Origin of the sequence: Phytohabitans maris (assembly GCF_031085175.1) — a bacterium.
GTDB lineage: Bacteria > Actinomycetota > Actinomycetes > Mycobacteriales > Micromonosporaceae > Phytohabitans > Phytohabitans maris.
In genome coordinates, this window is record NZ_JAVHUY010000048.1 from 52,482 (window position 1) to 70,370 (window position 17,889).

General features: G+C 72.7%; 15 protein-coding genes. All 15 read left to right on the top strand.

Going from position 1 to position 17,889, the window contains the following annotated elements; all coding sequences use genetic code 11:
• Window positions 1-5 precede the first annotated feature (5 nt).
• The 15 genes from RB614_RS36005 (at window position 6) to RB614_RS36075 (ending at window position 17,877) form a co-directional block, all read left to right on the top strand.
• Window positions 6-434: a Zn-ribbon domain-containing OB-fold protein gene (locus RB614_RS36005; RefSeq protein ID WP_308717169.1), complete on the top strand. Its 429-nt coding sequence runs from the start codon at window positions 6-8 to the stop codon at window positions 432-434.
• Complete coding sequence (locus RB614_RS36010; protein ID WP_308717170.1) at window positions 431-1,393, top strand: amidohydrolase family protein; 963 nt, start codon at window positions 431-433, stop codon at window positions 1,391-1,393. Before RB614_RS36005 ends, RB614_RS36010 begins: the two co-directional genes overlap by 4 nt.
• Complete coding sequence (locus RB614_RS36015) at window positions 1,390-4,245, top strand: MmgE/PrpD family protein (protein ID WP_308717171.1); 2,856 nt, start codon at window positions 1,390-1,392, stop codon at window positions 4,243-4,245. Before RB614_RS36010 ends, RB614_RS36015 begins: the two co-directional genes overlap by 4 nt.
• Window positions 4,242-5,732 carry an FAD-dependent oxidoreductase gene (locus tag RB614_RS36020; RefSeq protein ID WP_308717172.1) on the top strand — a complete coding sequence of 497 codons (1,491 nt, stop codon included), beginning with the start codon at window positions 4,242-4,244 and terminating at the stop codon, window positions 5,730-5,732. Before RB614_RS36015 ends, RB614_RS36020 begins: the two co-directional genes overlap by 4 nt.
• Window positions 5,729-6,355, top strand: a complete 627-nt coding sequence (locus tag RB614_RS36025) for a hypothetical protein (RefSeq protein ID WP_308717173.1) — start codon at window positions 5,729-5,731, stop codon at window positions 6,353-6,355. Before RB614_RS36020 ends, RB614_RS36025 begins: the two co-directional genes overlap by 4 nt.
• A gap of 54 nt (window positions 6,356-6,409) precedes the next feature.
• Window positions 6,410-7,927: a class I adenylate-forming enzyme family protein gene (locus tag RB614_RS36030; RefSeq protein WP_308717174.1), complete on the top strand. Its 1,518-nt coding sequence runs from the start codon at window positions 6,410-6,412 to the stop codon at window positions 7,925-7,927.
• Window positions 7,924-8,436 carry a cupin domain-containing protein gene (locus RB614_RS36035; protein ID WP_308717175.1) on the top strand — a complete coding sequence of 171 codons (513 nt, stop codon included), beginning with the start codon at window positions 7,924-7,926 and terminating at the stop codon, window positions 8,434-8,436. Before RB614_RS36030 ends, RB614_RS36035 begins: the two co-directional genes overlap by 4 nt.
• On the top strand, window positions 8,433-10,553 hold the full coding sequence (locus RB614_RS36040; protein ID WP_308717176.1) for an AAA family ATPase: 2,121 nt from the start codon (window positions 8,433-8,435) through the stop codon (window positions 10,551-10,553). The genes RB614_RS36035 and RB614_RS36040 overlap by 4 nt, the downstream gene beginning before the upstream one ends.
• A gap of 11 nt (window positions 10,554-10,564) precedes the next feature.
• Window positions 10,565-11,077 (top strand): cupin domain-containing protein, encoded by a 513-nt coding sequence (locus tag RB614_RS36045; protein WP_308717177.1) that lies wholly within the window; start codon window positions 10,565-10,567, stop codon window positions 11,075-11,077.
• Window positions 11,065-12,093: an LLM class flavin-dependent oxidoreductase gene (locus RB614_RS36050; protein ID WP_308717178.1), complete on the top strand. Its 1,029-nt coding sequence runs from the start codon at window positions 11,065-11,067 to the stop codon at window positions 12,091-12,093. Before RB614_RS36045 ends, RB614_RS36050 begins: the two co-directional genes overlap by 13 nt.
• Window positions 12,094-12,205: 112 nt before the next feature.
• Window positions 12,206-13,723 (top strand): PucR family transcriptional regulator, encoded by a 1,518-nt coding sequence (locus RB614_RS36055; protein ID WP_308717179.1) that lies wholly within the window; start codon window positions 12,206-12,208, stop codon window positions 13,721-13,723.
• Between the two features lie 250 nt (window positions 13,724-13,973).
• Window positions 13,974-15,002, top strand: a complete 1,029-nt coding sequence (locus RB614_RS36060) for an extracellular solute-binding protein (protein ID WP_308717180.1) — start codon at window positions 13,974-13,976, stop codon at window positions 15,000-15,002.
• A 54-nt stretch (window positions 15,003-15,056) separates the two neighbouring features.
• Window positions 15,057-16,124: an ABC transporter ATP-binding protein gene (locus RB614_RS36065; protein ID WP_308717181.1), complete on the top strand. Its 1,068-nt coding sequence runs from the start codon at window positions 15,057-15,059 to the stop codon at window positions 16,122-16,124.
• The gene (locus RB614_RS36070) at window positions 16,121-17,002 is read left to right on the top strand and encodes an ABC transporter permease (RefSeq protein WP_308717182.1); all 882 of its coding nucleotides are present in this window, start codon (window positions 16,121-16,123) and stop codon (window positions 17,000-17,002) included. The genes RB614_RS36065 and RB614_RS36070 overlap by 4 nt, the downstream gene beginning before the upstream one ends.
• Entirely contained in the window at window positions 16,999-17,877 is an 879-nt protein-coding gene (locus RB614_RS36075) for an ABC transporter permease (RefSeq protein WP_308717183.1), read from the top strand. The genes RB614_RS36070 and RB614_RS36075 overlap by 4 nt, the downstream gene beginning before the upstream one ends.
• The last annotated feature ends 12 nt before the right edge of the window (window positions 17,878-17,889 follow it).

Consider the following 17,889-nt stretch of genomic DNA (forward strand, 5'->3'; position numbering starts at 1 on the left):
ACGCGTTGACTGCCAACCCCATCTACTGGCCGCAACCGGAGGTCAGCGGCGAGACCAAGCCGTTCTGGGACGCGTGCGGCCGGGGCGAGTTCCTCCTGCAGCGGTGCGACGACTGCGGCAGGTTCCAGTACCCGTACCGGGGTTTCTGCTGCCATTGCTGGGCCGGCCGGCCGCGGGACGTGCCGAGCACCGGCCGGGGGACCGTCTGGTCCTACTCCGTGGTGCGGCGCAACCGGTCCCGGGGACACGGTACCGAGCCGTACATCGTCGCCGTGGTCGAGCTGGAGGAGGGCGTCCGGGTCATCTCCAACCTGATGGACTGCCCGCTCGACGACGTGGCGATCGGGCAGCCGGTCGAGGTGTACTTCCAGCCGCTCGACGACCTGTCGCTGCCGCTGTTCCGCCCGGTACCGGCGGTAAGTGACCAGGGATGATCATCGACTGCCACACGCACGTGCTCGACGCGGGGTTCTGGCCGCGGGAGTGGTTCGACCACGTCGCCGCAGACTGGGCCGGGCGCGCGCCGGGCCGGCGGCCCGAGATGGTCCGGGACAAGGTGGAGCCGGGCCTGCTCGATCCCGACGGCGACCGGATGGTGGCGGCGATGGACCGCGCCGGGGTCGCCGCGGCCGTGGTCCTGCCGTGGGACTGGGGTCCGGACTTCCACGCCCGCGCCTCGGTCCAGCGGGTCAACGAGCACGCCCTCGCGGTCGCCGCCCGCCACCGGGGGCGGATCATCCCGTTCGCCGGCGTCGACCCGCGCCGCCCGGGAGCCGCCGAGCTGGTCGAGCGGTTCCTGCGCGACGGCCCGGCGTACGGCGTCAAGCTCTACCCCGCGTGTGGCTGGGACCCGGCCGGGCCGGCGGCGCAGGCGGTCTACGACGTCTGCCAGTCCTTCGACGTACCGGTGCTGTTCCACACCGGGCACCCGTTGCCGCTGCTGGACGACCCGGGCGACCCGCTGCGCCTGCTGCCGGTGGTCCGGCGCAACCCGGCGCTGCGGGTGTGGCTCGGCCATGCCGGCGCGCCGGACGGGTTCGACGCCTGCCTGGCCGTTGCCGCGGCGTCGGAGCAGGTGAGCCTGGAGCTGTCGGTGTGGCTCTGGTCGGACAGCACGGGCGCCGACGTCGAGCGGCTCGCGTCGCGGGTGGTCGCCGCCCGCGACGCGGTCGGCATCGGCCGGCTGCTGTTCGGCTCCGACCACGTCTCCGGCCCGCGTACCCGGGGAGAGAGCTTCCTGCCCACGGTGGTCGACCTGTTCACGTCCCTGCCCGAGGCCGCGCGGCGGATCGGGCACCGGGTCACCGGCGAGGAGATGAACGCGATGCTGGGGCGCAACGCCGCGCGCCAGCTGCACTGGCGGGCCCCGACGAACTCGGTGGGAAGGCAATGACGGGTTATGACGCGGACGTGGTCGTCGTCGGGTTCGGCGGTGCGGGCGCCGCGGCCGCGCTCTCGGCGGCCGAACACGGCGCCGAGGTGCTCGTCGTCGACCGGGACACCCGCGGCGGCAACACGGCGCTCTCCGGCGGATCGCTGCGGCTGCGGCCGGACGTCGAACGGGCCGCGCGGTACCTGTCGACGCTCAGCCTCGACCGCAAGGCGGCGGCGGTGCACCGGTCGATGCTCGACGGGTGCCTGGACCTCGGGCGGTGGCTCGTCCGGCTGGGCGCGGAGATCGAGGAGATGAACGACGCGTTCGTCACGAACACGCTGCCCCGGGTGCTCGCCTCGCCGTACCCGACGATCGCCGGCTCCGAGGCCCTGGGTCCGCGCTTCCGGGTCCGCGGGCGCGCCGGCCAGAGCGGCGGCGACGCGGTCTGGGAGCTGCTGCGCGACGCGGTCCTGCGCCATCCCCGGATCACCGTCCGGACCCCGGCCGTCGCCGTCGAGCTGGTCCGCGCCGGGGAGCTGGGACGCGTGGACGGCGTACGCCTGCGGGAGACCGACGGCGTGCGCGCCGTGCGGGCCCGCCACGGCGTCGTGCTGGCCTGCGGCGGCTTCGAGTACGACCGGCGGCTCCAGCAGAACTACCTCGGGTTCTCGCTCCCGGCGTTCGGCTGGCCCGGCGGCAACGACGGCTCGGGCGTGCGGCTCGCCCAAGGGGTCGGCGCCGCCCTGTGGCACATGACCTCGATCGCGTCGGTCCTCGGCTACCAGCTGCCCGGCCTGGAAGCCGCGGTGCGGCACTCGATGCCCGACCTCGGGTACATCTACGTCGACCAGGAGTGCGCGCGCTTCGTCGACGAGACCGGTGTCGACTTCCACGCCATCCCGATGGACCTGCTGCGGATGAACCCGCGTACGTTCCGGCGCGACCGGATGCCGTCCTTCCTGGTCTTCGACGAGACGACGCGGGCGGCCGGTCCGATCGCCGACACCTACCTCACCCCGTACCGCGACGAGTTCCGCTGGAGCCGCGACAACCGCGCCGAGATCGAGCACGGGTGGATCGCGGCCGCCGAGACACCACGGGAGCTCGCCGCCGCGCTCGGCCTGGACCCGGAGGCGCTGGCCGCGACCGTCGAGCGGTACAACGCCGGTGCCGCCGCCGGCACCGACCCGCTCGGCCGCGCCGCCGGGGACCTGCGCCCGCTGCGCGGCCCGTTCTACGGCGTCGCCCTGTGGCCGTGCCTCATCAACACCCAGGGCGGCCCGCGCCGCGACGCCACCTGCCGGATCCTCGACCCGGGCGGCGAGCCGATCCCCGGCCTGTTCGGCGCCGGCGAGCTCGGTTCGATGTGGACACAGCTGTATCCGGGCGCCGGCAACCTCACCGAGGCCATCGTCACCGGCCGGACGGCGGGCGCGGCGGCGGCCGAGGCGCTCGCCCCAGCCAACGGCAAGACGCCGGCGACCGACACCGGCGCACCCGCGGTGACCGACGCGCTGGCCGCGTTCGTCGCGGGCCTGCGCGCCGGCGACCTGCCGGACACGGCGCTGCGGGCCGCCCGCCGGTGCGTGCTGGACCAGCTCGGCTGCGCGGTCTTCGGCTCCACCCTCCCGTGGTCGGCGCTGGTCCGCGACTACGTGCGCGACGAAGGGTCCGCGCCCCGGGCGCTGGTCTGGGGCAGCGGCCTGCGCGCGTCGGCCACCCTCGCGGCCCTGGCGAACGCCACCGCCGGCCACGCCTTCGAGATCGACGACCTGCACGCCGGCGCCTGCTTCCACCCGGGGGCGGTGACACTGCCGGTGGCGACCGCGGTCGCGCAGGCCTGCGGACCGCTGTCCGGCGCCGACTGGCTCGCCGCGGTCGTCGCCGGCTACGAGGTGGGCGCCCGGGTCGGCCTGGCGCTGGGCATCGACCACTTCCTCGCCGGCCACCACCCGCAGGGCACGGTCGGGGTCTTCGCCGCCGCCGCCACGGCCGCCCGCGCGCTCGGCCTCGACGCCGCCGCGACCGCGGACGCCTTCGGCATCGCCGCGAGCATGTCCGCCGGCCTCATGGCGGCGCAGGAGGGCGGCATGGTCAAGCGACTGCACTCCGGGCACGCGGCGGCCAGCGGGGTACAGGCCGCCCTGCTGGCCCGGCGCGGGTTCACCGGCATCAAGTCGGTCCTCGAGGTGCCGTTCGGCGGCTTCCTGTCGACGATGGGCGGCGACCAGGCCAAGCTCCGCGCGTCGGTCGCCGGGCTCGGCACCACCTGGGAGATCGAACAGGTCGGGTTCAAGGCGTACGCCAGCTGCGCGACCAACCACACCTCGATCGAGGCGGTCGAGCTGCTGCTGGCCCGGCACCGGCTGACGGCGGCGGACGTCGCCCGCGTCGAGGTGCACGTCACCAGCGACGCGGCGATCCACGGCGGCTACGAGTACCTGGGGCGCGAGGTGATCGAGGCCCAGATGAGCCTCAAGTACGCGGTCGCGCTGCTGCTGACGTTCGGCACCGTGGAGGCGGCGCACTTCCGCGACGGCGTCATCGCCCGCGAGGACCTGGTCGCGCTGGCCAAGTCCGTCGACGTCGTCGGCGACCCGGGGATAGACGCGCTCGGGGAGGCACGCCGGTTCACCGCCTGGGCCCGGATCGAGACGGTGGACGGCCGCGAGTTCCGGCAGGAGGTCGACGACCGCAAGGGCGACCCGAGCCGTCCACTCTCCGACGACGACCTGGAACGGAAGTTCCGCGACCTGCTGGCGGCCGCCGGCTCCCCGCACGCCGACCGGATCCTGCGCCTGGTCGGCGACCTCCCGCGGCTCGGCGACGTCGCCGAGCTCGCCGTCCTGCTCGGTGGTGAGGGCGCATGACCTCGGCCAAGCGCGGCGCCGAGTTCGACGTCGTGGTCATCGGGTTCGGCGCGGCCGGCGCGGCCGCCGCCATCGTGGCGCACGACGCCGGCGCCCGGGTCGCGGTGATCGAACGCGGTGACGTCGGCGGCGGCCACACCCGCGAGTCCGGCGGCTCGCTGCGCAAGATAGACGACGCGGTCGCCGCCACCGCCTACTTCGAGGCCCTCGCCGGCGCCGGTGAGCTGCTGCCGCTGTACCGCTCGTTCGCCGAAGAGGCCAATGGCTGCCTGGCGTGGCTGGCCGATCTGGGCGCGCAGCTGGTCGAGGTGCACGGCGAGTGGATCGCCGGCTACCCGCGCGCCCTGCGGCGCCTCTACCCGGGCGCGCCACTTCCCGCCGGCATCGGCCCGCGCGTGCAGGTCGCGCCCGCGTCCGGCCAGACCGCCGCCGAGGCACTGTGGACGGTGCTGGAGTCGGCCGTCCGCTCCCGCGACATCACGGTGCGGTACCGGACACCGGCGCGGCGGCTGCTCGTCGACCCCGGCAGCGGACGGGTCGACGGCGTACGGGTGGCCAACCGCGCCGGCCGCACGTCGGTGCTCCGCGCCCGGTACGGCGTCGTGCTGGCCTGCGGCGGCTGGGCCGGCGACCCCGGGCTCCTGCAGGACTACATCGGCACGACCCTGCCGATGCTCTCGTCGGTCTCCTCGAACGTCGGCGACGGCATCCGGATGGGGGAGTCGGTCGGTGCCGCGTTCCGGCACATGTCGGCCCTCGCCGTCGTGCTCGGCTACCGCCTGGAGGACGGGCAGCACGCGCTGCAGCACGTGATGCGCGCGCCCGGCTTCGTGTACGTCGACCGGACCGGCGAGCGGTTCGTCGACGAGACCGGCATCGACTTCCATCTGCTGCCGCTGGCGTTCATGCAGTTCGACCACGCCCGGGCGACCTATCCGCACCTGCCGGCGTACGTCGTGTTCGACGACGTGACCCGCCGGGCCGGGCCGATCGTCAACCTGGCCCTGCGCGCCACCCAGCGGTGCGGGTGGAGCGAAGACAACTCCTCGGAGGTACGCAGCGGCGTGATCTCCAGCGCGCCGACCGTACCGGATCTCGCCGCCGCGCTCGGGCTGCCCGGGCAGCGGCTGGCCGAGACGGTCGAGGCGTACAACGCGGCCGTGCGGTCGGGCAGCGACCCGTTCGGGCGCAGCGCCGAGCACATGGCGCCGATCGAGACGCCGCCCTACTACGGCATCCGGGTCGAGCCCGCGCTCGTCAACACGCAGGGCGGACCGGTCCGCGACGAGCTCGGCCGGGTCCTGCGGCCCTCCGGCGAACCGGTGCCCGGCCTGTTCAGCGCCGGTGAGCTCGGCTCGATGTGGGCCACGCTCTATCCGGGCGCCGGCAACCTCACCGAGGCCCTGACCACCGGTCGTATCGCCGGCCGAAGCGCGACCACCGGGGTACCGGTCGCGGCGTCCGGCTCCACGAAGGGAGCACCATGACCCAGGCGACGGCGGCACAGCTGTACGGCGTCTTCTTCGACGTCGTGCCGGACTTCGTGGAGGAGTTCGAGCCCTGGTTCGCCCGGCGGCACGCACCCGACCTCGACCGGTCGGGCATCCAGGCGCTGCGCGCGTACCGCTGCGACGAAGGCGACCACGGGTTCGTGAACATCTACGAGGTGCCGGGCCCGGAGGTCTTCGACAAGCCGGCGTACCGGCGGGCCCGCGACGACGACGACCGCCTCGACCGCGCCGAGTCGAAGCTGCGCGGCCTGCGCAAGGCGACCTACGTGCAGCGGCCGGTCGTACCGGGCGACGGGGCGGCCGCGCCGCCGCCCTGGATGTGCGCGCTCAGCTTCTCCGGGGACGTGACCGACGCCGAGGTCGACGCCTGGACGGCCGAGCGGTTCGCCGGGTCGGCGGCCGCCCGCGTCCGGGTCGGCCGGCTCGCCGGCCTGCACCCGCTCTTCCGCGACGCGCCCGCCCAGGACCTGCTGGTGCTCGGCGAGTGGCCCGAGCGTCCGGCCGGCGCCGCGGCCCTGCCGGAGGCGCTGCGGGCCCGCTTCGGCGACCGCGTCGACGACGTCCAGTACGCCGTCGGCCGGCTCTACCTCGCCCTCTGACCGGGCGGCGTCCCAGGGGCCTGCCCGCTCACGTCCCTTGTCCCAAGGAGAGCCATGAACCTGACCGCGGCGCTTCTCGAGCGCAGCCGCGACCGCTGGTCCCGTCCCGCGCTCACCACCGAGGGCGGGGCGCGGCTGACGTACGGCGAGCTGTTCGACGCCGTGTCGCGCGCCGCCGGCCGGCTGGCCGCCGCGGGGGTACGGCGGGACTCGAAGGTCGTCGTCTTCGCCGAGAACTGCGCCGCGTACGCCGTCGTCTACCTCGCCTGTGCCCGGCTGGGCGCGGCGCTGGCGACCGCGCATCCCGGGTTCCGTCGCGTCGAGCTGGCCGGCATCGTGGCCGACTGCGACCCGGCCGTGATCGTCGTCGACCGCCCGCTGCGCCCGGTCGTCGACGAGGTGCTCGCCCAGCGTCCCAGCCGGGCGACCCTGCTGGAGATCGACTCGCGGGACGAGGCGGCCGACGGCTGGGGATCCGAAGCCGTCACCGCCGACCTGGACCTGCCCGGTACCCATCCGGTGCTGATCGCCTACACCTCCGGTTCGACCGACCGGCCCAAGGCCGTCGTGCACGGCCACGCCGGTCAGGTCTTCGTCGCCTCCGCCCACGAACGGGTCTGGCATCTCGGACCGGACGACCGGCTGCTGCTCTCGCTGTCGATGTCGTGGTTGTACGGCCTGGTGACCTCCTGCCTCGCCACGCTGTTCGCCGGCGGCGAGGTGCTGATGCTGCGGCACTTCAACCCGGTCCGGGCGCTGGCCCTGGTCGAGGAGCGCGGCGCGACGGTGATGACCGGCGTCACCACGATGTACGTCAAGCTGGTCGAGGTGGCCGGGCGGGGCCCGGTCGCGTCGAGGCTGCGCCTGTGCGTCGCCGGCGGCGAGCCCCGCAACGACGCCGCCTTCGCCCGGTTCGCCGACCGGTTCGGCGTACCGGTGCTCGACTGCTACGCCTCGTCGGAGTGCCTGCCGGTCGTCGCGCACGACACCGCGCGGCTGGCGGGCATCCACGACAGGGCGGTCGGCCGGGCGGTCCCCGGGGTGCAGGTCCGGATCGTCGACCCGGACGGCCGGGACGTGCCGGCCGGCGAGGTGGGCGAGCTGGTCGTGCGCAGCCCCGGGCAGATGCTCGGGTACCTCGACAACCCGGAGCTGACCGCGTCGGTGCTGCGCGACGGGTGGTACCACACCCGCGACCTGTGCCGGATGGACGGCGACGGCTGCCTGTCCATCCTCGGCCGGGCCACCGACATGATCATCCGAGGCGGTGCCAACGTCTCCCCGGTCGAGGTCGAACGGGTCCTGGCCGAGCACCGCCTCGTCGAGGAGTGCGCGGTCGTGGGGATACCCGACGACACGTACGGGCAGACGCCGCACGCGTTCGTGGTGCTGGCCGAGGACGCCGAGGCCGACGGCGACGCGCTGCGCGAGTTCTGCCGGAGCCACCTGGCCGAGTACAAGGTGCCGTCCGGCTTCAGCTTCGTGGCGGAGCTGCCCCACGGGCCGAACGGCAAGGTCGCCCGGGCCCGGCTGCGACCGCACGCACCTACGACAGGAGGAGAACGTCCGTGACCCGCAAAGACGAGCTCGCCCAGCGAAACCTCTACCAGGAGCTGGTCGCGCTCCGCGACGAGCAGCGGGCGCGCCGGGACGACCAGATCCGGGTCGTCAAGTTCGGCGACCTGCCGTGGGAGACCAACCCGCAGGGCGTCGTCCGGTGGTACCTGCACCCGGCGCTGGACGACGTCGCGATCAACTCGCTGATGTTCTTCGTACAGGAGGTGCCGCCCGGGTCCCGCACAGGCAGGCAACGGCTGCAGGGCGGCCAGCTCGTCTACATCTGGCGGGGGCGCGGCCACAGCGAGATCGACGGCGCGGTCCACCACTGGGAGACCGGTGACCTGATCAACCTGCCGCTGGTCGCCGAGGGCGTCGTCGTGCAGCACTTCAACGACGACCCGAAGGAGGCGGCGCGGCTGGTCTGCGCCGAACCGAACTACGTGCACTCCCTCGGCGTCGACATGGGCAGCGGGTTCGTGCAGATCGAGGACGCGCCGGAGTATCCGGCGGCAAAGCCGTGACCGTCTTCGCCGGCGACCTCGACATCGTCCGGGCGGAAGCGTCCGGCGACGGGCCGTTGTGGTGCTCGCTGCCTGAAGCGGCGCTGCCGGACCTCACGGCCAGGCCCGGTCTCGTCCGGGTTTCGGTGCCCTCCGGCGCCACCGCCCTGGCCCGGCTGACCACGCACGCCGCCGGCGACCGGATCCGGGTCGACCGGTCGCTGCGCGTCACACTGCGCTGCAAGGTCGGCGACCGGCTGACCGTCGCGCCGGCCATCGGCCCCGACGGCGCCCCGATCGGGGAGAGCGTCGCCGAGGTCACCGTCGCCGCCGCCGGCGACCTCGCCGCGCTGCTGGAGGCGGGACTGGAGGAGCGGCTGGGCAAGCACCTGCACTCCACCGGCGTGCCGCTGACCGCCGGAGCGGTGTTGCACGTCGACCTGCTGCCCGGTCTCGGCACGACGATCTGCCGGGTCACCGAGCTGGCCGGCGCCGAGGGCCTGGCCGGGCCGAACACCGCGGTGCGGGTCCGCTTCGGCACCGACCTGCGGTTTACCGACGTCTCGCAGCGGGTCACGTTCGCCGACGTCGGCGGGCTCCCGACCGTGCTCGCGGCGGCGCGCGAGATCGTCGAACTGCCGATCGCCTCGCCGTGGGCCTACCGCCAGCTCGGCGTCAACCCCATCCGCGGCGTCATCTTCCACGGCGCGCCGGGCACCGGCAAGACGTTCGTCGCCCGCGCCGTCGCGAACGAGCTGAACGCCCGCACGTTCCAGATCAACGGTGCGGACGTCGCCGGGCGGATGGCGTCCGAGGCCCAGGACGCGCTGCGCCGCATCTTCCACGAGGCGCAGCACCACACACCGTCGATCGTGATCATCGACGAGGTGGACGCGCTGGCGCCGGCCCGCGAGCACCTCGGCTCGCAGAAGGACTCCAAGCTCGTCTCGCAGCTGCTCACGATGATGGACGGGATGCACGGCTCCGAGGGCATGGTCGTCATCGGCACCACCAACCGGATCGAGGCGATCGACCCGGCCCTTCGGCGACCCGGCCGGTTCGAGCGCGAGCTGCGCTTCACGCTGCCCGACGCGCGCGGGCGCCTGGAGATCCTCGACGTGCAGAGCCGCGACATGCCCCTGACCCCGGCGGCCGCCGCGGCGCTGCCCGTGGTCGCCGACCGTACCGGCGGCTTCGCCGGCGCCGACCTGGTCGCGGTCTGCCGCGAGGCGGCGTTGCGGACCCTCCGGGTCGCGGGTGTCTGCGGCGGCCCGCCTCCGGTCGACGCGGAGCACCTGTTCGCCGCGCTGGAGCAGGTCGAGCCGGCGGCACTGCGCGGGGTCGCCCGATTCGCCGCACGGCCCCGGTGGTCGGGTCTGGCCGGCATGACGGCGCTCAAGGACGAGCTGCGCCGCGGCGTCGAGCTGGCCCGCGCCCATCCCCACCTGCTCGAGCTGATGGAGCTGCCGGCCAGCACGGCGCTGCTGCTGCACGGCCCCAGCGGCAACGGCAAGTCGACGCTGGCCGCCGGGCTCGCCGCCGAGGTCGGCGTACACCTGGTGCACGTACGCGGGCCGGAGCTGTTCAGCAAGTGGCTCGGCGAGTCGGAGAGCGCGCTGCGGCACGCGTTCACGGTGGCGCACCAGGTGGCGCCCAGCGTCATCGTGCTCGACCAGCTCGAGGTGATCGCCCCGCGGACGGTGGCGGAGAACGACCCCGCCGCCGCCCGGATGCGCGAGCAGCTCTTCGCCGAGCTCGACGCCATCGCGTCGGACGGCGACGTCTGGGTGGTGGCCACCGCGGACGACCTGGACGCGGTCGACCCCGCGGTGCTGCGCGGCGGCCGCTTCGACCGGCGGATCGAGGTGGGGCCCCCGGACGCCGCCGACCGGGAAGCCATCGCGCGCCGGCTCCTGGGCGGCACCGCGCGGTACCTGGACGCCGACCTCGACCAGGCGGTCGCCGCGGTCGTCGCGGCGACCGAGGGCGCCTCCCGGGCCGCGGTCCGCGGCCGCTGCGAGCGCGCCAAGCTCGCCGCGCTCGGGCGCCACCTCGACGCCGGGGCCCGGGGCCGGATCGAGATCCGCGTCGACGACATCAGCAAGTCAGGGGTCATGGAACCGCCGAAGGCGAAGTGAGGGAGGCCGGCATGGGCCAGCAACGACAGATGGAGAAGCAACGCGAGCTGGAGGAGGCGGGGTACAGCGAGCCGTACGCCCGCGCGATGGCGGTGCTGGCCGAGCGGGACGAGCGGGCCCGTACCGGCAAGGTGGTCATCCGGCAGTCCGACCGCGAATGGCTCACCGACCGGATGGCCGCCCGGTGCCTCTACTACCTCGACCACCACTACGAGGACTCGGCGAACGTCGACTGGCGGGTCTTCTGCCACGACATCGTCACGCAGTCCGGCGGCCACCGGCACCAGGGCGGGCTGGCGCTGTTCGTGCTGGAGGGGCGGGGCGCGACCATCATGGACGGTGTCCGGTACGACTGGGAGGCCGGCGACCTGGTGCTGCTTCCGGTCAAGCCCGACCAGGTGGACCACCAGCACATCAACCTCGGCGGAAACGCCAAGTGGCTGGCGTTCATCTACTCGCCGATGTGGCAGGCCGTGGCCAGCACGATGGTGCCGACGAAGGACCGCCCGGGATGGGACTCGTGAACCGGTGGGGACTGTCGCTGGGCGTCAGCCCGCGCGAGCCGCTCACGAACGTGCCGGTGCTGGCCGCGCTGGGCGAGACGCTGGGCTTCGAGACACTGTGGTACATCGACTTCCAGCTCGGCATGAAGGACGTGTACGCGGCGATGTACCTCGCCGCCCAGGCAACCTCCCGGATGGAGATCGGCTCGGCGGTGACCAACCTGCAGACCCGGCACCCCACGGTGACCGCCAACGCCACCGCCGCGCTGGACGAGATCAGCGGCGGGCGTGCCCTGCTCGGCCTGGGTGCCGGCTGGTCGGCGGTGCTCGGCGCCGGGTACCAGCCGGCCCGGATGCCGCAGATCCGCGCGGGCATCGCCGAGTTCCGCCGCCTGTTCACCGGCGAGGAGCAGGAGCTGTACGGCACGACGGTGAAGCTGGCCACGGCCCGCCGGCAGATCCCGATCTACCTGGCCGCGTCGCAGCCGGGCATGCTGCGCCTGGCCGGTGAGGTCTGCGACGGGCTGATCCTGCTCGGCGCGGCCGACCCGGACTTCTGCCGGTGGCAGCTCGACCACGTCTACCAGGGACTGGAACGCGCCGGCCGGGACCGGGGCGACCTGACGATCGACCTGTTCGTCACCATGAGCGTCGACCCGGACGAGGCGAAGGCCCGCGCCGACGTCGCGGCGTGGGCGACCGCGCAGGCGGCGACGTTCGAGTCGTGGAAGACGATGCCGCCGAGCTGGGAACGCTTCCGGCCGCAGTTCGCGGCGGCGCGCGGCGGCTACGAGCTGGTGGAGCACCTGTCGCTGCACGCCGGGCACAAGGCGGTGGTGACCGACGAGTTCATCTCGGCGATCGCGGTGCCCGGCCCGGTGGAGCTGTGCGCCGAGCGGCTGCGCGTGCTGGCCGGGCTCGACGTGGACCGGCTCACGTTTCCGATCCTCTCCGGCGGGCGGGAGCGGCGGATGCGCGAGATCGCCGAGACGATCATCCCGCTCGTGGGCGAGCCGGCGGCGACAGCCCGCGGGTGAGCTGCGGCGACCGGTCGTGCGTGACCCGGCGACTACGGTACGTGGCTGAGGCAAAAAGAATCTTGGCTGCCCGGCGTACTTGGCGTGTACTCCCAGATGGAGGTGCGCGATCATGCCATTGACCCTGAGGCAGGTCATCGAGAGTCCAGGCCTGCGGCTGGTGCCGCTGCACGTCCCGTCGCAGGCGCTCTCCGCCGAGCTGATCTGGGTGCACTCGACCGAGATCGACGAGCCGAAGCCGTACATGAACGGCGGCGAGCTGGTCCTGACGGCCGGGCTGCGCGACGTCAACGGCCGGCACGCCAACGACTACATCGCGCACCTGAGCGCCTCCGGCGTGGTCGGTCTCGGGTTCGGCACCGGCCGGATCCACGAGTCGGTCCCGCCGCCGCTGGTCGAGGCCGCCCGCGAGCACTCGTTCGCCCTGATGGAGGTGCCGAGGGAGACCCCGTTCAGCGCGATCAGCCGGCTGGTCGCGCGGGCGGTGGCCTCCGACGAGTACGCGACCCTCGTCCGGCTGAGCGAGGCACAGTCCGCGCTCACCAAGCTCGCCCTCGTACCGGACGGCTTCGGCCGGTTCATGAAGCGGCTCAGCAGCGAACTGGGCACGCCGGCGCTGTTGCTGGACCCCAGCGGCAAGGTCCTGGCCGGCTCGTACGACCGGGACGTGCGCGGCCTCGTCGACGGGATCCACGCCGTGCAGGCCCAGCGCCGGCAGATCGTCCTGTCGCCGGTGAAGTTCGACTTCGACGGCCGCACCGTGAGCCTGCTGCCGGTGCTGAGCAACGGGCACGTCCTGCGGGTGATCGTCATCGTCGCCGACCGGCCGCCCTCCGCCGTGGAACGCCAGATCATCACCGTGGCGACGTCGCTGGTGCAGCTGAGCCTGGAACAGTGGAAGGTCGTCGACGGCGTCGAGCGCCACCTGCGCAGCATCCTGCTGCGCACCCTCGCGACCGGCGACGTCGAGTCGGTACGCCGGCGGGCGGTGTCCATGTGGGGTCCGTTCCCGGACGTCCCGCTGCGGGTGCTCGCCCTCGCCGGGCGCGGGGCCGCCCTCGATCGCGCCATCGACGCCGTCAACGCGAATGCCACCCATTTACGCGGTGTGTTTCACGGCTATTTCCGGGACACTCTCGTCGTATTACTGCCGCAGACTCCGGACGTATTTCCGTTCATCGACAACCTTTCCGCCAGTATCCGCGAGCTCACCGTCGGTTCCTCGGAAACGGTGGAGAACTGGGCCGACCTCTCGCTGTCGATCCGGCAGGCCGTGCAGAGCCTGCGCACCGCACAGCGCCGGCGCGTACCCAGCCTCTGCTTCGCCGACATCGGCGCCCTCGGTCTGGCCCGGGTCTTCAGCAACGAGGAGGCGTTCGCGTTCTCGACGTCGCTGCTCACGCCGGTGCTGCGCCACCAGGAAGCGGGCGCGGCGTCCGAACTGCTCTCGTCGCTGCGGGCCTGGCTGGAGCACAACGGGCAGTGGAACACCGCGGCGGAGGAGCTGAACATCCACCGGCACACCCTCCGCAACCGTATCGACAAGGTCGCCGAGTTGCTGGGCAAGGACCTCCAGTCCGGTCGGGTCCGCGCCGAACTGCTGCTGGCGCTCGAGATCCTCGACCGGTGAACCGCCCGACACGATGGCCATCGGGCCAGGCAGAGGCAGTACTCCGTGTCCCTGGTACCTCATTTCGGCCGAAGTTATTCTTCCCGAAATCGCCGAGAGGCTCGGAGTCAAGATGGGTTTCGCATATAGCCGGGGGATACGTTTGGTAAGCGTTCTCGCGGCGGCCACCCTGGCCGTCGCGGCCTGTTCCACGGGCGACGACGCGGAAGTCGCCGCCGACTCGCCGTCGTGCACCTTGCCCAAAGGCGAAGTGACGGCCGACAACCAATGCAAGTTCGCCGGGCGCACCATCACCGTCGCGGCGAGCCCCGGTTCGCTGACCGACCTGTACAAGCAGGGCCTCGGCCAGCTCTTCGAACAGACCACCGGCGGGCGGATCAACTGGGTCGGCCAGGCGCCCGACGCGGTCCTCACCCAGCTCATCGCCGGGCAGGGCCAGTCGCCCACGGTCGACGTCGACCTCGACATGTACGTGCCGGCGGTCTACCAGGGCGAGGAGGCCGGCGTCTGGGAGAGCTTCGACCGCGCGCGCGTGCCCAACGCCCAGGACCTGCCGCCGCAGGCGTTCGCCGGCGCCGGCCGCGGTCCCGCCACCTGGTTCAACCTCACCGGCGTCTGCTACAACACCGACCGGTTCACCTCGGCCGGGCTGGCCGCCCCGACCTGGGAAAGCCTCTTCGACCCGAAGGTCCGCTCCATCGGCTTCCCGCAGCCCGCCAGCACGCGCTGGAACCTCACCATGGTCTCGCTGGCGGCCTACTACGGGACCGGCGTGGACAACCCCCAGCCCGTCATCGACAAGCTCAAACAGCTCGGCGACCGGCTGACCTTCTACTCCGCCACCTCCGAGGCCGACCAGCTCGTGCAGAGCGGCGACGCATGGGCGGTCATCCACGCCGACGGCCGGTGCAACGGCCTGACCAAGTCCGGCGCGCCGGTGAAGCTGGCACCGATGAACCTGGACATCGACGGCAGGACGTACGCGCTGATGCTCTCGCCGACCTCCCCGGAGATCGCCAAAGGCACCAAGAACCTCGACATGGCGTACGCCCTCGTCAACACGCTACTGACCGAGAGCGCCCTGACGCCGCTGATCACCACGCTGGTGTACACGCCGACCGTGCCGGCCGTGCTGGAGTCGCTGAAGGACGACACCACCGTCGGGCCGTTCCTGCAGACCGACGTCAGCGCGCTCTACTCGCCCGACACCGCGACGTTCCGCGAGTTCATGAAGAAACGGCAGACCTGGGTGGACGCGTGGAACCGGGCGTTCCAGTAGCCCGCCGGCGGTGGCACGGCGCCGGGCCGGGCCCGGACGACAGCGGGAGATCCGATGACTGACCTGGAACTGCGCGGCATCACGCACCGGTACGGGACGAACGTCGCCGTACGCAACGTCGACCTCGCGGTGCGCAGCGGCGAGTTCGTGACGATACTCGGCACGTCCGGGTCGGGCAAGACGACCCTGCTGCGGATGATCGGCGGCTACCTGTTTCCGTCCGAGGGGCGCGTCGTGGTCGGCGGCCGGGACGTCACGCGCCTGCCGCCGCAGCAGCGCAACATCGGCACCGTCTTCCAGAACTACGCCCTCTTCCCGCACATGTCCGTCTTCGACAACGTCGCCTACGGCCTGCGGGTACGCCGGATGTCCCGAGCGGCCGTGCGGGAGCGGGTCGGCGAGACCCTCGCCACCGTGGGGCTGACCGGCTTCGAGAAGCGCCTCCCGCACGAGCTGAGCGGGGGGCAGCAGCAACGGGTCGCGCTGGCGCGCGCGATCAGCATCCAGCCGTCGATCCTGCTGATGGACGAGCCGCTCGGCGCGCTCGACGCCCGGCTGCGCGAGTCGATCCAGCTGGAGATCAAACGCGTCCAGCGTACGCTCAAGATCACCACGATCTACGTCACGCACGACCAGAACGAAGCGTTCGCGATGTCGGACCGGATCGTGCTGATGAGCCACGGTGACATCGTGTCGGTCGACACCCCGGAGGCGCTGTTCATGTCACCGCCGACGCCGTTCGCCGCGGAGTTCGTCGGACACTGCGCGGTACCGGTGCGGGTCGTGCGCTGGAACGGCCGGGCCGGGCAGGTGCTGGTGCCGGGCCACGAGGTCGAGGTCACCGCCGTCGGCCCGACGCCCGAGGCGGACAAGCCGTGCTACCTCGTCATCGCGCCGGACAAGGTCCGGGTGACCGAGGCACCCGGGACCACCGGCGGCGTGGCGGCCCAGCTGCGCGGCCGGGTCGTCGGCCGCCGCTTCACCGGCCTGAACGTCGTGCTCACCATCGACCTCGGGGACGGTGGCCGGTTGACCGCCCTGGACCCCGAGCGCCGCTTCCGTGACGACGACGTCGTCCACGTCGGCTGGAACGGCGACGACGCGAAGGTGCTCCAGCCATGAACACCCGTCGCTGGTATCCGGTACTCCTCCCCGCCGCGCTGTTCCTCATCGTGTTCTTCGTCTGGCCGGAGGTCCAGTTCCTGCGGCTCAGCTTCGAGGAGTACCAGGGACAGGCCCGCAGCGGCGGCGGACCGACCCTGCGCAACTACACCGACGTGCTCAGCGACCCGTTCCTGCGTAAGGGGATCCTCACCACCCTCAGGCTCAGCGCCATCGTCGCCGTCATCACCGCCCTCGTCTCCTACCCGCTCGCGATCGCCATCGTCCGCGCCGGGCCGCGGCTGGCCCGCGCGATGTTCGTCATCGTGGTCTCGTCGATGTTCATGAGCGGCGTGGTCCGGGCGCTGGGCTGGCGGGTGCTGCTCGGAGACTCCGGCATGGTCAACGACGTCCTGCTGGCCCTGCACGTCGTCGACACCCCGGTGACGCTCTACGGCAGCTTCACCGGCGTGACGATCGGCATGGTGCACCTGCTGATCCCGTACGCGGTGCTCGGCATCATCCCGATCGTCGAGAGCGTCTCGCCGCAGCTGCTGCAGGCCTCGTACGGCATGGGCGCGTCCCGCCCGTACACGTTCTTCCGCGTGACGCTCCCGATCACCGCGCGCGGACTGATCGCGCCGCTGCTGCTCGTCTTCGCGCTGACCGCGGGCGCGTTCACCACGCCGACGCTGCTGGGCGGCGGCCGGGTCGGCGTGCTGTCGATCTACATCCGGGAGCAGACGCTGATGCTGCTGAACTACCCGCGCGGCGCCGTGTATGCCGCGATCCTGCTCGTACTCGTGTTCGCGGTCTTCCTGGCCGGCTTCCTGGCGTCGGGCCGGCGCGCCCGGCGGGCCAAACGGCGCGGCCCGGCCGCGACGGAGGTGACGCCATGACCACCGTCATGCAGGCACCGCCAGCGACCGGTGACACCGCCGTCGTCGTACCACCCAGCCGCAGCTCGGCCCGCCTGGACCGGATCTGGCGCATCGGCTTCGGCGTCATCGTGGCCGCGCTGCTGCTGTTCCTGCTGGCCCCGCTGGTGGTGGTCATCCTCACCGCGTTCAACGACCGGCTGGTCGCCTTCCCGCCCCAGGGTTGGTCGCTGGAGTCCTTCCGGAACGTCCCCGGGTACATGTTCGAGGCGCTCTGGCTCAGCGTGCGGGTGGCCGCGCTCGCCACCGTCATCGCGATGCTGCTCGCCTTCCCCGCCACGATCGCGCTGGTCCGGGGCGAGATGCGCGGCAAGGCCGCACTGCTGGCCTTCTTCCAGAGCCCGCTGCAGGTACCCGCGATCGTCCAGGGCCTGGCCCTCTACCAGCTCTACATCGCGCTGAACCCGTGGGGCGTGGCATTGCGCGGCTCGTTCACCGGCCTGCTCATCGGGCACGTGATCCTGGTGTTCCCGTTCATCCTCAACGCCATGCTCGGCCGGGTCGCCGCGATCGACACCAACCTCGAGCTCGCCTCGTACGGGCTCGGCGCCGGGTTCCTGCGCACGACCTGGCTGGTCACCCTGCCCCTGATGCGGCCGGCGCTGATCGCGGCCGGTTTCCTGGCCTTCCTGGTGTCGTTCGACGACACCTCGATCTCGCTGTTTCTGACCCAGGTCGGCGGAGCGACCCTCCCGCTGACCCTGCTGTACACCTCGGAGCAGGCGCTCTCGCCGATGCTGTACGCCATGTCGGCGATCGTCGTGGTCTTCTCGCTCGTCCTCGCGCTGGTCGTCGACCGGGTCTTCGGCCTGCGCACCGTGATGAGCCGGGACTGAGGTCCCCCGGAT

What these genes read in the sequence shown, in the direction of transcription:
- RB614_RS36065 (WP_308717181.1), top strand. Translation starts at nt 15,057, where the DNA reads ATGACTGACCTGGAACTGCGCGGCATCACGCACCGGTACGGGACGAAC.
- RB614_RS36070 (WP_308717182.1), top strand. Translation starts at nt 16,121, where the DNA reads ATGAACACCCGTCGCTGGTATCCGGTACTCCTCCCCGCCGCGCTGTTC.
- RB614_RS36030 (WP_308717174.1), top strand. Translation starts at nt 6,410, where the DNA reads ATGAACCTGACCGCGGCGCTTCTCGAGCGCAGCCGCGACCGCTGGTCC.
- RB614_RS36020 (WP_308717172.1), top strand. Translation starts at nt 4,242, where the DNA reads ATGACCTCGGCCAAGCGCGGCGCCGAGTTCGACGTCGTGGTCATCGGG.
- RB614_RS36045 (WP_308717177.1), top strand. Translation starts at nt 10,565, where the DNA reads ATGGGCCAGCAACGACAGATGGAGAAGCAACGCGAGCTGGAGGAGGCG.
- RB614_RS36050 (WP_308717178.1), top strand. Translation starts at nt 11,065, where the DNA reads ATGGGACTCGTGAACCGGTGGGGACTGTCGCTGGGCGTCAGCCCGCGC.
- RB614_RS36055 (WP_308717179.1), top strand. Translation starts at nt 12,206, where the DNA reads ATGCCATTGACCCTGAGGCAGGTCATCGAGAGTCCAGGCCTGCGGCTG.
- RB614_RS36075 (WP_308717183.1), top strand. Translation starts at nt 16,999, where the DNA reads ATGACCACCGTCATGCAGGCACCGCCAGCGACCGGTGACACCGCCGTC.
- RB614_RS36010 (WP_308717170.1), top strand. Translation starts at nt 431, where the DNA reads ATGATCATCGACTGCCACACGCACGTGCTCGACGCGGGGTTCTGGCCG.
- RB614_RS36015 (WP_308717171.1), top strand. Translation starts at nt 1,390, where the DNA reads ATGACGGGTTATGACGCGGACGTGGTCGTCGTCGGGTTCGGCGGTGCG.
- RB614_RS36025 (WP_308717173.1), top strand. Translation starts at nt 5,729, where the DNA reads ATGACCCAGGCGACGGCGGCACAGCTGTACGGCGTCTTCTTCGACGTC.